Source organism: Micromonospora sp. DT41, assembly GCF_049841715.1.
Classification (GTDB): domain Bacteria; phylum Actinomycetota; class Actinomycetes; order Mycobacteriales; family Micromonosporaceae; genus Micromonospora; species Micromonospora profundi.
In genome coordinates, this window is the sequence record NZ_JBNCKU010000005.1 from 209,083 (window position 1) to 225,338 (window position 16,256).

At 69.9% G+C, this 16,256-nt stretch carries 16 protein-coding genes; 7 read left to right on the plus strand and 9 right to left on the minus strand.

Annotation, left to right across the window (positions count from 1 at the left end; all coding sequences use genetic code 11):
- Positions 1–65 precede the first annotated feature (65 nt).
- From ACLQ23_RS11750 to rpmH, 7 genes are all read right to left on the minus strand, one after another.
- The gene (locus ACLQ23_RS11750) at positions 66–1,367 is read right to left on the minus strand and encodes a ParA family protein (protein ID WP_355587464.1); all 1,302 of its coding nucleotides are present in this window, start codon (positions 1,365–1,367) and stop codon (positions 66–68) included.
- Between the two features lie 257 nt (positions 1,368–1,624).
- The gene (gene rsmG, locus ACLQ23_RS11755; RefSeq protein WP_355588442.1) at positions 1,625–2,335 is read right to left on the minus strand and encodes a 16S rRNA (guanine(527)-N(7))-methyltransferase RsmG; all 711 of its coding nucleotides are present in this window, start codon (positions 2,333–2,335) and stop codon (positions 1,625–1,627) included.
- 169 nt (positions 2,336–2,504) lie between these two features.
- Positions 2,505–3,116, minus strand: coding sequence for a protein jag (locus tag ACLQ23_RS11760; RefSeq protein WP_355587467.1), 612 nt, complete (start codon positions 3,114–3,116; stop codon positions 2,505–2,507).
- A 211-nt stretch (positions 3,117–3,327) separates the two neighbouring features.
- The gene (gene yidC, locus ACLQ23_RS11765; RefSeq protein WP_355587469.1) at positions 3,328–4,314 is read right to left on the minus strand and encodes a membrane protein insertase YidC; all 987 of its coding nucleotides are present in this window, start codon (positions 4,312–4,314) and stop codon (positions 3,328–3,330) included.
- Positions 4,311–4,574 carry a membrane protein insertion efficiency factor YidD gene (gene yidD / locus ACLQ23_RS11770; protein ID WP_355588444.1) on the minus strand — a complete coding sequence of 88 codons (264 nt, stop codon included), beginning with the start codon at positions 4,572–4,574 and terminating at the stop codon, positions 4,311–4,313. The genes yidC and yidD overlap by 4 nt, the downstream gene beginning before the upstream one ends.
- Positions 4,575–4,603: 29 nt before the next feature.
- Positions 4,604–5,020 carry a ribonuclease P protein component gene (gene rnpA, locus ACLQ23_RS11775; protein WP_355587471.1) on the minus strand — a complete coding sequence of 139 codons (417 nt, stop codon included), beginning with the start codon at positions 5,018–5,020 and terminating at the stop codon, positions 4,604–4,606.
- A gap of 34 nt (positions 5,021–5,054) precedes the next feature.
- Entirely contained in the window at positions 5,055–5,192 is a 138-nt protein-coding gene (gene rpmH, locus ACLQ23_RS11780) for a 50S ribosomal protein L34 (protein WP_007453904.1), read from the minus strand.
- Between the two features lie 632 nt (positions 5,193–5,824).
- Between rpmH and dnaA the strand changes: the two genes are divergently transcribed.
- From dnaA to ACLQ23_RS11805, 5 genes are all read left to right on the plus strand, one after another.
- The gene (gene dnaA / locus ACLQ23_RS11785; RefSeq protein WP_425880637.1) at positions 5,825–7,648 is read left to right on the plus strand and encodes a chromosomal replication initiator protein DnaA; all 1,824 of its coding nucleotides are present in this window, start codon (positions 5,825–5,827) and stop codon (positions 7,646–7,648) included.
- 829 nt (positions 7,649–8,477) lie between these two features.
- Positions 8,478–9,611 (plus strand): DNA polymerase III subunit beta, encoded by a 1,134-nt coding sequence (gene dnaN / locus ACLQ23_RS11790; protein ID WP_053651697.1) that lies wholly within the window; start codon positions 8,478–8,480, stop codon positions 9,609–9,611.
- A 40-nt stretch (positions 9,612–9,651) separates the two neighbouring features.
- Complete coding sequence (gene gnd, locus ACLQ23_RS11795) at positions 9,652–10,524, plus strand: phosphogluconate dehydrogenase (NAD(+)-dependent, decarboxylating) (protein ID WP_355587476.1); 873 nt, start codon at positions 9,652–9,654, stop codon at positions 10,522–10,524.
- 16 nt (positions 10,525–10,540) lie between these two features.
- The gene (recF, locus tag ACLQ23_RS11800; RefSeq protein ID WP_355587478.1) at positions 10,541–11,674 is read left to right on the plus strand and encodes a DNA replication/repair protein RecF; all 1,134 of its coding nucleotides are present in this window, start codon (positions 10,541–10,543) and stop codon (positions 11,672–11,674) included.
- 76 nt (positions 11,675–11,750) lie between these two features.
- Positions 11,751–12,302, plus strand: coding sequence for a DUF721 domain-containing protein (locus ACLQ23_RS11805; protein ID WP_355588446.1), 552 nt, complete (start codon positions 11,751–11,753; stop codon positions 12,300–12,302).
- On the opposite strand, the gene ACLQ23_RS11810 is transcribed toward ACLQ23_RS11805, so the two are convergent.
- On the minus strand, positions 12,293–12,538 hold the full coding sequence (locus tag ACLQ23_RS11810; protein ID WP_425880638.1) for a hypothetical protein: 246 nt from the start codon (positions 12,536–12,538) through the stop codon (positions 12,293–12,295). The two genes, ACLQ23_RS11805 and ACLQ23_RS11810, sit on opposite strands and share 10 nt — an antisense overlap.
- Positions 12,539–12,638: 100 nt before the next feature.
- On the opposite strand from ACLQ23_RS11810, the gene ACLQ23_RS11815 reads away from it, so the two are divergent.
- The gene (locus tag ACLQ23_RS11815; RefSeq protein WP_425880639.1) at positions 12,639–13,130 is read left to right on the plus strand and encodes a MarR family winged helix-turn-helix transcriptional regulator; all 492 of its coding nucleotides are present in this window, start codon (positions 12,639–12,641) and stop codon (positions 13,128–13,130) included.
- Here the strand turns inward: ACLQ23_RS11815 and ACLQ23_RS11820 are convergent.
- The gene (locus ACLQ23_RS11820; RefSeq protein WP_053651707.1) at positions 13,115–13,669 is read right to left on the minus strand and encodes a hypothetical protein; all 555 of its coding nucleotides are present in this window, start codon (positions 13,667–13,669) and stop codon (positions 13,115–13,117) included. The two genes, ACLQ23_RS11815 and ACLQ23_RS11820, sit on opposite strands and share 16 nt — an antisense overlap.
- Positions 13,670–14,192: 523 nt before the next feature.
- Between ACLQ23_RS11820 and gyrB the strand changes: the two genes are divergently transcribed.
- Positions 14,193–16,139, plus strand: a complete 1,947-nt coding sequence (gene gyrB, locus ACLQ23_RS11825; protein WP_355587487.1) for a DNA topoisomerase (ATP-hydrolyzing) subunit B — start codon at positions 14,193–14,195, stop codon at positions 16,137–16,139.
- Positions 16,140–16,256 lie beyond the last annotated feature (117 nt).

Below are 16,256 nucleotides of genomic sequence, written 5' to 3' on the forward strand. Positions count from 1 at the left end.
AGGCCCCGTCCCAGACCGCCCCGAGGACGGTTCTTCATGCCAAGCCTCCCAGCAACTTGTCCGCACTACGCATTCCGGCCCACCGGCTCCTTGACGCCCCGCTCGGCGATCTCCTGGGCTGCCTCGAAGTAACTCGTCGCGCCCCGCGAACCGGGATCGTAGGTCATCACCGACTGGCCGTAGCTGGGCGCCTCGGAGACCCGGACGTTGCGGGGAATGACGGCCTGGAGAACCTTGTCGCCGAAGTGGTTGCGCACATCCTGCTCCACCGCGTCCGCCAGCCGGGTACGCCGGTCGTACATGGTCAGCAGGATCGTGGAGACGTCGAGCTTCGGGTTGAGGTGTTGGCGTACCAGGTTGATGTTGTTGATCAGCTGGTTGAGCCCTTCCAGGGCGTAGTACTCGCACTGGATCGGGATCAGCACCTCCTGCGCGGCGACCAGGGCGTTGACAGTGAGCAGCCCGAGCGATGGCGGGCAGTCGATGAAGACGTAGTCGAACTGGCCGGGGTAGGCGGTAATGGCCCGGTCGAGGCGCGACTCCCGCGCCACCACCGACACCAGCTCGATCTCCGCACCGGCGAGGTCGATGGTGGCCGGTACGCACCAGAGGTTCGGGATCCCCTCGACCGCCTGCGCCACCTCGGACAGCGGCACGCTGTTGATGAGGCAGTCGTAGACGTCGGGGACGCCGGTGTGGTGCGGGACGTTGAGGCCGGTAGAGGCGTTGCCCTGCGGGTCGAGATCGACCACGAGCACCCGGTTGCCGTGCAGGGCGAGCGCCACCGCCAGGTTGACAGTGGTCGTGGTCTTGCCCACGCCGCCCTTCTGGTTGGCGACGCACATGACCCGGGTCCGGTCCGGCCGAGGCATTGTCACCTCGCCACTGGGATTCAGGATCTGCACGGCGCGCATCGCCTCCATAGCCAAGGGTGGGTCATCCTCTTCGCGCGTCGGGGTTTCACGTGAAACGTACGTGGGATCGGACGTGGCCGCAGTCAGCGACTCAGCCGGCACCTCGGGGACCACAGTGGCGTCCCGAGGTGCCGCAGCGGTGGGTTGATGCGGGACCGCGGGCTCGAAGCGCACCGCCGCAGCAGTGTTCCGCCGTCCGGACGTCGGCCGCACCTCGGGGGCGTTCACCGGTCGGGTCGGCCCTTCCGGTGTCCGACGACCAGCCGTCGGAGGCTCGACCGGGGCCGGCTGGCCCGCCGGCTCGTCCCGCGATACCGGCGGGTCGCCGCCCTCCACGGGAGCGGATGACCCGGGCGCACCGGGCGACCAGCTCGGGTAGTCGGTTTCACGTGAAACAGGGTCGCTGGTTGACCCGGTCACGCGTGGATCGTCGTACCTGCCGTCGTCATGCACCTGTCATCCCTGCCCGCTTCGGATGGTCGGTCCGCGCCTCGGTCAACTTGGCCCGCACCCGCGCTCGCACCCCGGGGCGTACGGCCCCTTGGGAGCGGTCGGAGTCCGCGACGTCCGTCGGCCGCTCCACACTATCGACGCGCGGTCAGCCTACGGCGGACGGGCGCGGCCGGTCCACGTCGGGTTCTCATTCCCTCGTTCCATCCGTACGGGTACAACGAGGCAACCCACTGACCGGACGCCCGATGGCGCAACGATCAGCGGCGGCGTGCGCGTCCGGCACGGGCGCGCTTACTGGCGGCCGGGCGGGGTGCGCCGACAACGCGTTCACGGACGATCTCGACGACGGTGGTCGGCGGGTCGATCACCTCGACGCCGCACAGGCGCACTGTCGCCTCGCCGCCACCGAGCCGCGTCACGACGTCGGCGTGCTCCTCCACCTCCGCCGCGGCGGACGATCCCTTGAGCGCGAGCAGCCGTCCACCGCGTACCGCCAGGGGAAGGCACCAGGTCGCCAACCGGTCCAGAGGTGCGACCGCACGGGCGGTCACCACGTCTCCGCTTATCGGGTACCGATCGGCCGATCCGCTGGCGGCCTCGTCGGCCCGGCCCCTGAACACCCGCACCGACCTGGTCAGGCCGAGTTGTTCGACGGCCTCGATCAGGAACGACGTCCGCCGGGCGAGCGGTTCGATCAGGGTGACGGTCAGGTCGGGGCGTGCGATGGCCAGGACCATCCCGGGCAGGCCGGCGCCGGAGCCGACGTCGAGCACCGTCGCGTTGGCCGGGATCAACTCCGCCACCGCCGCGCAGTTGAGCAGGTGGCGCTCCCAGATCCGGGGCGCCTCCCGGGGGCCGATCAGACCGCGGACCACGCCGTCGGTCACCAGCAGTTCGGCGTACGCGGCGGCCAGGTCGAGCCGATCACCGAAGAGGGTGAGCGCGGCCGGAGCCAACTCGGGCGGCAGTGCGGCGTCGGCAGGCGACGGGCCGTCGACATGCGCGTCCGGTGCGGGGGTGCCGCCGTCTTCGTCGTACCTCTTCGGATCGGTGTCGGGCCGGACAGCGGACGGCCCGGGCGGCGTACCGCCCGGGCCGGTCACGGCGTCAGCCGCGGGGTCGTCGTGGGTCACCCGGTCAGTCCACCGGCCGTACGACGATGCGGCGGTTCGGCTCGACGCCCTCGGACTCGCTCGCCACTCCGGACATGGCGTTGACGACGTCGTGGACGCACTTGCGCTCGAAGGCGGACATCGCCTCCAGGCGGACCGGCTCGCCGTACTCCTTGACCTTCTCGACCGCGTTCTTGGCGACGGCGGCGAGTTCCTTACGTCGGGTCGCCCGGTAGCCGCCGACGTCGAGCAGCAGGCGGCTCGGGGTCCCGGTCTGCCGGAAAATGGCCAGCCGGGTCAACTCCTGAAGCGCCTCCAGGGTGGCACCGCGCTGACCCACCAGGTTCTGCAGTCGGGCACCGACCACCTCGACGACCGGACGGCCGCCGGCGACCAGTTCGTCGATGTCGCCGTCGTAGTCGAGGATGTCAAGCAGTCCCTCGACGTAGTCCGCCGCGATCTCGCTCTGCCGGAACAGTTCGCCTTCGCCCGCGGCCTTCTTCTCGCGGCCACCCGCGGTGGGGGTGTCGTCGTCCGCCTCCGACTCGTCGGCCTCGGTGTCCCCGTCTGCTGCGAGAGGCGCGGTGTCCTCCTCGTCCAGGTGCTGCTCGACGCGGGGGATGCTGGTCTCGGTCACGGTCTCATCTCCGTACTCGCTCGGCTGGACCGTCGGGTCCGCTGGTTTCCCGGGGCCGGCGGGAGGTCGCCGGTGCCCGCGGGCACGTCTGTACGGGCAGTGTCGCCCGTGACCGCGTCGTGCGCGGCCGGTTCCGCCCGGCGCCGGCCATCCGGCGGCTGCACGGTGCGGATCGGGCCGTCGCCGGTGGTCCGACGACGGCCCGTACGGGTCAGCCCTGCCGTTTGGCGGGGCGGTTCTTCTTCGGGTTGACCGGCTTGGCGCCCGGCTTCGGACCGGCCACCTTGGGCGCGGCGGCCTTGACCGGCGCGGGCGGGGTCGACTTGCCACGGCCGAACAGGCCACCGGACTTGGTGGGCTGCACCGGGTTGCGGCCGGCGGCGGGAGCGGTGGTCTTCTTGGCGGTCACCGGCGGGGGGAACTTGCGCAGCACCCACTGCTGCTGGCCGAGGGTGAAGAGGTTGTTCGTGACCCAGTAGATGATCACACCGATGGGGAAGATCGCGCCGGAGATCAGCAGCGACGCCGGGATGCCGTAGAGCATCAGTCGCTGAATCATCCGCTGCTGCGGGTCTTCGGCCCAGCCGGTCTTGAGGATCATCTGACGGCTGGTCAGGTAGGTGGTCGCGATCATGATCAGGACCAGCAGACCGGCGATGACCTTGACCGTGGTGCCGTTGGCGCCGAGCCGGGCCAGCTCGTCGGCGGTGGACCCGAACTTGCCGGCGATCGGTGCGGTGAAGATCTTCGCGTTCGACGCGCTGTCGAACTGGCTGGCAGTCCAGCCGTACAGCTCCTTGCTCTGCTTTGCCGGGTCCAGACGGCGCAGCACGTGGAAGAGCCCGAGGAAGACGGGGATCTGGAGGAACATCGGAAGGCAGCCCATCAGCGGGTTGGCCTTTTCCTTCCGATAGAGCTCCATCATCTCTTTCTGGAGCGTCTCCCGGTCACCCTTGTGCTTCTCCTGCAGCTCCTTGACCTTGGGCTGAAGAGCCTGCATCGCGCGCTGCGACTTGATCTGCTTGACGAAGACCGGGAACAGGATCACCCGGACGGTGACCACCAGGAAGACGATCGCCAGGATCCAGGCGAAGTTGGTGCCGATCACCGCGCCGACGGGCACCCCGACGGCGTCCCAGGCCGAGTGCCAGGTCAGCAGGATCCACGAAATCGCGTAGTAGATCCAGTCGAGACTCAATTCGGTGCTCCAGTCACATCGACACGGCGGCGACCGCCCGGCTCCGGCACCGGGTCATGTCCACCAGGGTGGAAGGGGTGGCAGCGCAACAGCCGCCGGACCGCCAGCGCGGCTCCCCGGAGCGCGCCGTGTGTGGCCACCGCCTCCTGGGCGTACGCACTGCACGACGGGTAGAACCGGCAGCGGGCCGGCAGAGCCGGACTTATCCACCGACGGTACGCGATGATAGGCGCTGTCAGCACCTTGGCACCGGTTGACATCGGGGACGCGGCGGCGGTCTTGTCGCTGCTCAACGGGACCGCCTCTCTCGGGGCGACCGGGCAACCGCGACGGCGGCGTCCAGGTCGGCGGCGAGCCGGGGATATGAGGCCTCGGCTGCTGCGGGCAACGCCCGGACGACCAGGGTACTGCCGGCGGGCAAGGCGGCCAGTCGTTCCCGGACCAGCGCACGCAGTCGACGCCGGACCTTGTTGCGGACGACAGCGTTGCCCACCGCCTTGGACACGACGAAGCCGGCGCGGGCCGGCGCGGAGGGTTGCTCCGCACCGGTTTCCCGCACCGGCTTCGGCGAGGTCGATGTGGTGGGGTCGGTGGTTGCCGGCACTGTCAGGTGGACCACGACAGCACCTCGTCCGGCGCGTCGGCCACCGCGAACCGCTGCGGCGAAGTCAGTGCTGCGCCGCAGTCGCTGCGCAGCGGCCAGCACGACTGCCCACGTCCCCCGGACCGGCCCGGTCGGCTCAGGCCGACAGGGTGGTGCGACCCTTGGCGCGACGGCTCGACAGGATGGCACGGCCGGCACGGGTGCGCATGCGCAGCCGGAAGCCGTGGGTCTTCGCGCGCCGGCGGTTGTTCGGCTGGTAGGTGCGCTTGCTCACGTCAGGCTCTCCGTTTTCGTACGCGCCCCGCGCGACGGAATCGCCGGGGTCGTGGGGTGGTCCAGGCCACCTCGACGGTGACCACCGATCGGTGCTGCCCTGCGGAACGGGACCTCGGCGACGCGGGGATGCGACCGTGGGCAGCAAACACCCATCACCCTAGCAGAGGACGAGAGAGCAGCCGCTCCAGCCTACGCAGGGGTGCAATGACCGTCAAACATCCCCAGCGGCGCCGTCGAGGACGCGCCCGGGACCGAAGGGGCGGTTTTCGCTGATGCCGACAAGGTCGCTGCCGCGTCGCCGGTTGATGGGGCAGGGACAACGCTGTTACCGTGCCCGATTGCGGTGAGCGTCGGAAGCTCCGGTCGTCGCGCGCAGGCAAGACCGGACACGCCGGTGAATCGTTCGGCACGGTGAACCCGCTTCAGCGCCCGGCCAGGCAGGGGGCAGGTCCCACCCGCGTCCGCCGGGCGGCCCACAATCGGTCGGTACACAGGCTGTGGATAACCTGTGGACGACCCACTGGTCAGTCGTCCGGGTGGGTGATGTTCCACCCGCGCACGGGGCGGGCCCGGGACGGCCGGCTGGCAGACAGCGGCGGCCGGGAGCAGAGGCGAGGGGGTGGCACGACGGTGGCCGGTACGACCGACCTTGCCGCGGTGTGGTTAGCGGCGACCGACGAGCTCGCCGACGAGATCATCTCCGCCCAGCAGCGCGCATACCTCCGGCTGACCCGGCTACGGGCGATCGTCGAGGACACCGCGCTGCTCTCCGTTCCGGACGCCTTCACCCGGGACGTGATCGAGTCACGGCTGCGCCCGGCGATCACCGAGGCGTTGACCCGCCGGCTCGGCAGGCCCATCCAGGTGGCGGTGACGGTGCGGGTGGCCGAGGACGCCACCGGACGCCCGGCCGGCACCGTCTACCGCAGCGCGCCCGAGCCGGGCTCGACCGATGGCGAGATTCCGCTGCCCGGTCCGTTCGACGACGGGCACTCCGGACGGCCCTCGGCCGACGCCATTCCCGAACAGCATCAGCCGGGGCACGACCCCGCCGTACCGCCGGCACCGGCCGGTCCGCCGCCCGCGACGGCTGTCGACGGCCACCGGTCCGGGCTTATCCCGGCCAGCAGGGACGGGCAGGAGGCGCTGTTCAGCGCCGCGTTCGTGGAGCCGTTGCGGTCTCCGCCCCGGGCGGGGTCGGACCGGCGCGGCTACGACGACCAGCCCGCCCGGCCGGATCAGCCAGGCCCGGACACCCGGCCCTACGAACCCCGCTACCGCGAGGACGCCGGGTCGCCCCGGGACCAGCACGTGATCCGGCCGCTGCCCCGCGACGGCGGAACCGACAGCGGGCCCGGCCGCGGCGGGGTGGATCACCGCACCGGCGGCCGCGACGACCGTCGACTGCCCGGGACCGACACCGGCGGCAACCGGCTGAACCCGAAGTACATGTTCGAGACGTTCGTCATCGGCTCGTCGAATCGCTTCGCCCACGCGGCGAGCGTCGCGGTGGCGGAGTCGCCGGCGAAGGCGTACAACCCGCTCTTCATCTACGGCAGCTCCGGGTTGGGCAAGACCCACCTGCTACACGCCATCGGCCACTACGCCACGACGCTCGGCAACGCGCGGTCGGTGCGGTACGTGTCGACCGAGGAGTTCACGAACGACTTCATCAACTCGCTCCGGGACGACAAGACGAGTGCGTTCCAGCGCCGCTACCGCGACGTCGACATCCTGCTGATCGACGACATCCAGTTCCTGGAGAACCGCGAGCGTACGCAGGAGGAGTTCTTCCACACCTTCAACACCCTGCACAACGCCAACAAGCAGATCGTGATCACGTCCGACCGGTCGCCGAAGCAGCTGGCGACGCTCGAGGACCGGCTGCGGACCCGCTTCGAGTGGGGCCTGCTCGCCGACATCCAGCCTCCGGACCTGGAGACGCGGATCGCGATCCTTCAGAAGAAGGCGGCGCAGGAGCGGCTCTACGCCCCGCCGGACGTGCTGGAGTTCATCGCCTCCCGGGTGTCGAACTCGATCCGGGAGCTGGAGGGCGCGCTGATCCGGGTGACCGCGTTCGCCAGCCTGACCCGGTCGACGGTCGAGCTGTCGCTGGCCGAGGAGGTCCTGCGGGACTTCATCCCGGACGGCGCCGGCCCGGAGATCACGGCCGACCAGATCATGGTCTCCACTGCCGACTACTTCGGGGTGAGCCTGGAGGACCTGCGCGGCCAGTCCCGATCCCGGGTGCTCGTCAACGCCCGCCAGGTGGCCATGTATCTGTGTCGGGAGCTGACCGAGTTGTCGTTGCCCCGGATCGGGCAGGCGTTCGGCGGTCGGGACCACACCACGGTCATGCACGCGGACCGCAAGATCCGGCAGCAGATGGCCGAGCGCCGCTCGCTCTACAACCAGATCGCCGAGCTGACCAACCGGATCAAGCAGAACACCTGAGGGGTACGGCGGCACGCGTACCCGGGACACGCCCGGCCGGAGATCCGGTCGGGCGTTCTTTTTCGTCCCCACCGGGGCACCGGCCCGTCTCCGCGGCGCCCGCCTCGCGCTCTTTTCGTCTCCCGCGAGGGGGCTCGGGTTGACCCTCGACATGGTGCAGACCACAGGATCGACGCCGTGTCCGCTTCGTTGCTCACTCGTTGTCCACAGCTCGTTATCCACCGTCGGTGGATAACTACGGTCCGCGCTCCGCCGGTTACCCACAGGCTGTGGAGAAACCCTGTGTACGACGCTGTGGACGGCTGGGGACAACCACGAGGTTATCCACCGGCGACTGTCGACCTGTGTACGGGCTGTTGAAGGTTCTGGGGACAACCACAATGGTGATCTTCCCGGCTGTCCACAGGCATGGGGAGAAAGTCGGTGGATTACCGGTGGACAACCGGTGGACAACGGTGGACAACCGGTGGGCATCGCCGGGCTGTGGACAGACCAGGCGGTTGTACCCCGGGTTCTCCACAGCTAAATCACCGGTGGATAACCGGTCTGAGCTGCGCGAACTTGAGTTCTCCACAGTTTGCACAGGTGCGATGAAGACGATGAGTTATCTCTTCTAAGAGAACAAAAACCAATCATCACCGTTGGGCTTTCTGTGGATCGGGCCGAACGCTGCCGGACAGGCCGGTCAGCATCGACACGATCCATGGGGTCGGGCGCACAGCCGATGCCCCCGCGCCCTAAGGTGCGATGGGTACCCGCACGGTCGGGCGGGACGGTAGGCAGCGGTCGGCATGAGAGAGTTGTCGCTGACGTCGACGCGGAGGCATTGATGAAGTTCCGAGTGGAGCGCGACGCGCTCGCCGAGGCCGTGGCGTGGACCGCGAAGAGCCTGCCCAACCGGCCATCCGTACCGGTGCTCGCCGGGGTGATGCTGCGCGTCACCGACGGCAACCTGCGGGTTTCCGGGTTCGACTACGAGGTCTCCAGCCAGGTCACCGTCGAGGTGCAGGGTGACGCCGACGGTGCCGCGCTGGTCTCCGGCCGGTTGCTCGCCGAGATCACCAAGGCGTTGCCGGCCAAGCCTGTGGACATCGCTGCGGTCGGTGCCCACCTTGAGCTGGTCTGCGGCAGCGCCCGGTTCACCCTGCCGACCATGCCTGTGGAGGACTACCCCGCGCTTCCCGAGATGCCGCAGAGCGCCGGGACGGTGGACGCGGCCGCGTTCGCCACCGCCGTCGCCCAGGTGGCGGTCGCCGCCGGCCGTGACGAGACGCTGCCGATGATGACCGGCGTCCGCGTCGAACTCTCCGGCAGCACCCTTTCCATGCTCGCCACCGACAGGTACCGGCTGGCGCTGCGTGAGATCCAGTGGCGTCCCGACGACCCCGACGTCAGCATCAACGCACTGGTGCCGGCCCGCACCCTCAACGACACCGCCAAGGCGCTCGGCCCGATCGGTGGCGAGGTCACCCTCGCCCTCGCCCAGGGCGCAGCCGGCGAGGGCATGGTCGGTCTCGCCGGAGGCACCCGACGCACCACAAGCCGCCTGCTCGACGGCGCCAACTACCCGCCGGTGCGGTCCCTCTTCCCCGCCACCCACAACGCCGAGGCCCGGGTGCCGGTCAGCACCCTCATCGAGGTGGTCAAGCGGGTTGCGCTCGTCGCCGAGCGCACCACCCCGGTGCTGCTCAGCTTCAGCGCCGACGGTCTGGTGGTCGAGGCGGGTGGCTCCGAGGAGGCCCGGGCCAGCGAGGCCATGGAGGCCACCTTCACCGGTGAGGCACTCACCATCGGGTTCAACCCCCAGTACCTCATCGACGGCCTGGCAAACCTGGGTTCCCAGACCGCCATGCTCTCGTTCGTCGACGCCTTCAAACCCGCGGTGATCTCGCCCGCTGGCGAGGATGGCGAGGTCATTCCGGGGTACCGGTACCTCATCATGCCGATCCGCGTGTCCCGCTGATCGCGCCCAGCAACACCCAGATCCACGGAGGTAGGAACAGATGCAGCTCGGCCTGGTAGGACTCGGCCGGATGGGCGGCAACATGCGCGAGCGGTTGCGGGCAGCTGGGCACGAGGTGGTCGGCTTCGACCACAACCCGCAGCTGAGCGACGCCGCCGACCTCGCCGAGCTGGCGGCGAAGCTCGAATCGCCGCGCGCTGTCTGGGTCATGGTGCCCGCCGGCGTCACCGACGCCACCATCGACGAGCTCGCCGCAGTGCTCGGCGAGGGCGACATCATCATCGACGGCGGCAACTCGCGCTTCAGCGACGACGCTCCGCGTGCGGAGCGGCTCAACGAGCAGGGCATCGGCTACATCGACGTCGGTGTCTCCGGCGGCGTCTGGGGCCGCCAGAACGGCTACGGCCTGATGGTCGGCGGCTCCCAGGAGCACGTCGACCGGCTCATGCCGATCTTCGACGCGCTCAAGCCCGAGGGTGAGTTCGGCTTCGTGCACGCCGGCCCGGTCGGCGCGGGGCACTACTCGAAGATGGTGCACAACGGCATCGAGTACGGCCTCATGCACGCCTACGCCGAGGGCTACGAGCTGATGGCCGCCTCCGAGTTGGTGACCAACGTGCCGGGGGTCATCAAGTCCTGGCGGGAGGGCACCGTCGTGCGCTCCTGGCTGCTCGACCTGCTGGACCGGGCCCTCGACGAGGACCCGGAGCTGGCCGAGCTGAGCGGCTACACCGAGGACACCGGCGAGGGCCGGTGGACTGTCGACGAGGCCGTCCGCCTCGCCGTGCCGCTGAACGTCATCACCGCCTCCCTGTTCGCCCGGTTCTCGTCCCGCCAGGACGACTCACCGGCTATGAAGGCGGTCTCCGCGCTGCGCCAGCAGTTCGGCGGCCACGCCGTCCACAAGCGCTGAGCGGTATCCACACCCTGTGTACGTCCAGCGGCTGGAACTTGTCGACTTCCGCTCTTACGAGCGGGTCGCCGTCGACCTCCAACCGGGGGCGAACGTCCTGGTCGGCGCCAACGGCGTCGGCAAGACCAACCTCGTCGAGGCGCTCGGCTACGTGGCGACCCTGGACTCGCACCGGGTCGCCACGGACGCGCCGCTCGTCCGGATGGGCGCCTCCTCGGCGGTGATCCGCTGCGCTGTCGCACACGAGGGGCGGGAACTGCTGGTCGAGCTGGAGATCGTGCCCGGCAAGGCCAACCGTGCCCGGCTGGGCAGATCTCCGGCACGACGTGCCCGTGACGTGCTCGGCGCCCTGCGTCTGGTGCTCTTCGCCCCAGAGGACCTGGAGCTGGTCCGGGGTGATCCGGCTGAGCGTCGCCGCTACCTGGACGACCTGCTGGTCACCAGGCAGCCCCGCTACGCGGGCGTACGTGCCGACTACGAGCGGGTCGTCAAGCAGCGCAACGCCCTGCTGCGCACCGCGTACCTGGCCCGCAAGACCGGCGGGTCCCGCGGCGGCGACCTCGGCACCCTCGCCGTCTGGGACACCCACCTGGCCCAGCACGGCGCGGAACTCCTCGCCGGCCGGCTGGAGCTGGTCGCGGCACTCACCCCGCACGTCGCCAAGGCGTACGACGCGGTGGCCGCCGGCCGGGGTGCGGCCAGCATCGCCTACCGGCCCTCGATCGAGCTGACCGAGCCGACACTGGACCGGGCCGCGTTGGCCGAGGCGCTGACCACAGCGCTGGCCGCCGCACGGTCCGCCGAGATCGAACGGGGCACGACCCTCGTCGGCCCGCACCGCGACGAGTTGGCCCTCGCCCTCGGCCCGCTGCCCGCAAAGGGGTACGCCAGCCACGGCGAGTGCTGGTCGTTCGCCCTCGCGCTGCGGCTGGCCGGCTACGATCTGCTGCGCGCCGACGGCATCGAACCGGTGCTGATCCTCGATGACGTCTTCGCCGAGTTGGACACCGGGCGCCGGGAGCGGCTGGCCGAGCTTGTCGGCGGAGCGAGTCAGCTGCTCGTCACCTGTGCTGTGGACGACGACGTACCGGCCGCCCTGCGCGGCACCCGTTACCAGGTCGGCGAGGGGGCTGTACGCCGTGTCGAATGAGCCACGCGCCAACGGGGACGACACGGGCCGGACCGACCGGCGCGCCGGTGACGCCACGAACCCGCGTACCCAGGGGGTGTCCGCGGACGGCGGAGCCGGCGGCCAGGCGGAGGCCGCGAGCGGGCCGGAGCTGGCCCGTGCGGTCCTCGACGCGGCGCTGTCCCGGCGGCAGGCTGCGGCCCGCGCACGACGTACCCCCTCGGGCGGCGGTGGCGACGGTGCTGGCGGCTCGGGGCGGCGGCTGCGTGGCTACTCCGGTCCCGGTCCCGACCCGCGTGACCCGCAGCCGCTCAGCGCCGTGCTGAACCGGCTCGTGAAGGCGCGTGGCTGGCAGCAGCCGGCGGCCGAGGCCACGGTGTTCGGTGCGTGGGAACGGGTGGTCGGCGCGGAGGTCGCCCAGCACAGCCGGCCGGTCAAGCTGGAGAACGGCGAGCTGACAGTGGAGGCGCGCTCGACAGCGTGGGCGACCCAGCTGCGCCTGCTGGCCGGCTCGCTGCTCAAGCAGATCGCCCAGGAGGTGGGCCACAACGTGGTGCGCAAGCTGCACATCCACGGCCCGGCCGCGCCGTCCTGGTCGAAGGGCCCGCGGCGGGTACGCGGCCGGGGGCCACGGGACACCTACGGCTGAGCCGACCCTCCCCGGTTCCGGCCGGCCTCGCGGGCGGCCCGCTTCCGTTCGCGCTGCTCCTGGGTGTAGCGCTTGCGCTCGGCCAGGTCGCGTTTCCACGCTTCGCGGGCCTCGGTCGAGCCGCCCTGGACCGCGCCCTGCACACCGTCGGCCGGGCCGGCGAGGTTGCGGAAGGTCCAGCGCAGGAACCGGCCGCCCTCGCCCGGAGACTTGGGGGCCGCACCGTTCTCAGTCATCTGCCGCCTTCTCTCGCCGCGCCCGACAGGCAATTGGGCTACCAATGGTTGGTGCACCAATGATCGCTACGATAATGACCATGCGTGGGGAGGGCAACCGATGAGCGAGCGGCCGGAGGACGTCGACCCGCTGGCCCTGGAGCAGCAGGTTTGTTTCGCCCTGTCGGTGGCGGCGCGCAGCGTGGTGGCCGTCTACCGGCCGCTGCTGGAGCCGATGGGACTGACCCATCCGCAGTACCTGGTCATGCTGGCGCTCTGGCAGCACTCCCCGCTGTCCGGCCGCGACCTGAGCCGGCTGTTGCAGCTCGACCCGGGCACCCTGTCACCCCTGCTGAAGAGGCTGGAAGCCACCGGCTACCTGCGCCGTGAGCGCGACACCGCCGACGAGCGCAGCCTCGCCATCACCCTGACGGCCAGCGGTGCCGCCCTGCGCAGCCAGGCCGAGCTGATCCCCGCCGAGATCGTGCGGCGGCTCGGGCTGCCGGTTTCGGACCTCCAGCACCTGCACGCGATGCTCACCCAGGTGATCACCGCGGCCAACCGGCCCGGCGGCGAGCAGCCCTCGGAGGCGCCCGGTCAGGCGTCGGCGTAGACGGCGAAGCCGCGATCGGCGCAGCGCCTGTAGAACGCCGCCAACACCCCCAACTCGGGGCAGGTGAAGTTCCACTGCGGCGGATCGCCACTCTCGTCGCGCATCGCGTCCAGCCGGCTCTCCAGCCACCGCAGTTGCTGCTCGGCGAGGCGACCGTCACCGAGCAGCGAACGCAGCACGGTGCTCACCGACTCGAAGGTGACCGCCTCGCCGTAGGCGCGATGGCCGGCCACGAACCGTTCGATGCCGGCCGCGATCCAGGCACACCCGTCCGGATCGATCACCGGGTCCTCGTCCTCGGCCGCAGCGTCTGTGGCATACAACACACCCTCAAGGCCGAGCAGGAGATCCACCAATTCGGTGTACGCGGTCGCGCGGATGGTGCCGGTCTTCGCGATCAGCTCCGCCAGGGCCGCCGTCGGCGCCGAGATCCCGGGTACGTCGACGATCTCGCCGAAGTCGACGAACTCGGCCGGCGCGACCGGATCGTAGAAGCGGCCGGTCCGCGGCCAGTGCACCGCGACGTTGTCCAGCCCCATCTGTCACCTCTTAAAGAGCACGTGTCGGGACGATCGGGTCGATCGTCCCGGTTCCGGCCGGTAAAGATCAAGGCCGCTTCCGGAGCGCCGCAAACCTACGACACCCGAGATCCGACCGCGACCCCCGACCCGCCCGCCCGCGGGTCAACCCGTCCGGCGGCGGCGCGTGCGATCGGAGCCTGGCGTGTGGGGGGAGTCGTGGGTAACGGGGTTCTGCCGGCTATGGACATCTGAGCCGCCCTGTTGAGGGTGCCGAGTGGCGGTTCTGTCCCCCGCGCACAGTAGGATTGACAGTGAGACGAAGACCCGGTGCGGAGTGCGGGACGGGGCCGGTGGCCCAGGATCATTCTCCACGTCGGGTCGAGCCGATCGCGATCCGCGGGCAACCGCGGCGACCGGTGCGTTCGACCCACTGTCCGGAAATCTCCGGCATCGGTCCGCGCGCCGACGTCGCGTCCTGTCCGCCGAACCCGCGCCCGACGCGCCCCTTTCCGGCGTGGACGACGCGAGAAAGTGGCCGAGGGTGGCAGCGCAGGACAAGCAGGAGTACGGCGCAGAGTCGATCACCGTTCTCGAAGGGCTGGAGGCCGTTCGCAAGCGGCCCGGTATGTACATCGGGTCCACCGGCGAGCGCGGTCTGCACCACCTCGTGTGGGAGGTCGTCGACAACGCGGTGGACGAGGCGCTGGCCGGATACTGCGACACCATCGACGTCGTGCTGCTCGCCGACGGCGGCGTACGCGTCACCGACAACGGCCGTGGCTTCCCGGTCGACCTCCACCCGAAGCTCAAGAAGCCCGGCGTCGAGGTCGCCCTGACCGTGCTGCACGCGGGCGGCAAGTTCGACGGCAAGGCGTACGCGGTCTCCGGCGGTCTGCACGGCGTCGGCGTGTCAGTTGTCAACGCGCTCTCCACCCGGATGGCTGTGGAGATCCACAAGTCCGGTTTCGTGTGGCGGCAGCAGTACCAGAACTCCAAGCCCAGCCCGCTCGAGAAGGGCGAGACCACCGACCGCAGCGGCTCGGCGGTCTCCTTCTGGCCCGACCCGGACGTCTTCGAGACCGTCGACTTCGACTTCCAGACCATCTACCGACGCCTGCAGGAGATGGCCTTCCTCAACCGGGCCCTGCGCATCCACCTGCTCGACGAGCGGGTGGCCGAGGAGGAGGACGGCCGGCAGCGCGAGGTGACCTTCTTCTACGAGGGTGGCATCGCCGACTTCGTCCGGCACCTCAACGCCTCGAAGAGCCCGATCCACAAGACCGTGGTCGAGTTCGAGGCCGAAGAGGAGGGCATGTCACTCGAGATCGCCATGCAGTGGAACGAGTCGTACGGCGAGTCGGTCTACACCTTCGCCAACACGATCAACACGCACGAGGGCGGCACCCACGAGGAGGGCTTCCGCTCCGCGCTGACCAGCGTGGTCAACCGGTACGGCACCGACAAGAAGCTGCTCAAGGGCGACGAGAAGCTCTCCGGCGAGGACATCCGCGAGGGGCTCGCGGCGATCATCTCGGTCAAGCTGGCCAACCCGCAGTTCGAGGGTCAGACCAAGACCAAGCTGGGCAACACCCCAGTGAAGAGCTTCGTGCAGCGGGTCTGCAACGACCGGCTGGTCGACTGGTTCGACCGCAACCCGGCCGAGGCCAAGATGATCATCACGAAGGCCTCCCAGGCGGCCCGCGCGCGGATCGCCGCGCAGCAGGCGCGCAAGTTGGCCCGCCGCAAGTCGCTGCTGGAGTCCGGCTCGATGCCGGGCAAGCTCGCCGACTGCCAGTCCACGGACCCCCGCGAGTCCGAGGTGTTCATCGTCGAGGGCGACTCGGCGGGTGGCTCGGCCAAGCAGGGCCGCGACCCGCGCACCCAGGCGATCCTGCCGATCCGCGGCAAGATCCTCAACGTGGAGAAGGCCCGGATCGACAGGGTGCTGAAGAACAACGAGGTCCAGGCGCTGATCACCGCGCTGGGCACCGGCATCCACGACGACTTCGACATGGAGAAGCTGCGGTACCACAAGGTGGTGCTGATGGCCGACGCCGACGTCGACGGCCAGCACATCCAGACGCTGCTGCTCACGCTGCTGTTCCGCTTCATGCGTCCGCTTGTGGAGATGGGCCACGTCTACCTGGCCGCCCCGCCGCTCTACAAGATCAAGTGGAACAAGAAGGGCGACGACGCCCAGTACGCGTACTCCGACCGCGAGCGGGACGGGCTGATCGCGCTGCGCCAGCAGAAGAAGCCGAACGCCAAGCCGGACGACATCCAGCGCTTCAAGGGCCTCGGCGAGATGAACTACCCCGAGCTGTGGGAAACCACGATGAACCCGGCGACGCGTACCCTGCGTCAGGTCACTCTCGACGACGCGGCGACCGCCGACGAGTTGTTCAGCGTGCTGATGGGTGAGGACGTCGAGGCCCGCCGGTCGTTCATCCAGCGCAACGCCAAGGACGTGCGGTTCCTGGACATCTGACGGACTGCGGCGGATCGGCCGGGCGTCTCCGACCGATCCGCCGGTCCACAAAGTTATCCACAGCTTGTCCGGTATCCACAGCGGTTATCCACAGCACGAAAACGACTCTGAGTCTGA

What these genes read in the sequence shown, in the direction of transcription:
- yidD (WP_355588444.1), bottom strand. Translation starts at nt 4,574, where the DNA reads ATGTCAACCGGTGCCAAGGTGCTGACAGCGCCTATCATCGCGTACCGT.
- dnaN (WP_053651697.1), top strand. Translation starts at nt 8,478, where the DNA reads ATGAAGTTCCGAGTGGAGCGCGACGCGCTCGCCGAGGCCGTGGCGTGG.
- gnd (WP_355587476.1), top strand. Translation starts at nt 9,652, where the DNA reads ATGCAGCTCGGCCTGGTAGGACTCGGCCGGATGGGCGGCAACATGCGC.
- ACLQ23_RS11810 (WP_425880638.1), bottom strand. Translation starts at nt 12,538, where the DNA reads ATGACTGAGAACGGTGCGGCCCCCAAGTCTCCGGGCGAGGGCGGCCGG.
- ACLQ23_RS11815 (WP_425880639.1), top strand. Translation starts at nt 12,639, where the DNA reads ATGAGCGAGCGGCCGGAGGACGTCGACCCGCTGGCCCTGGAGCAGCAG.
- ACLQ23_RS11820 (WP_053651707.1), bottom strand. Translation starts at nt 13,669, where the DNA reads ATGGGGCTGGACAACGTCGCGGTGCACTGGCCGCGGACCGGCCGCTTC.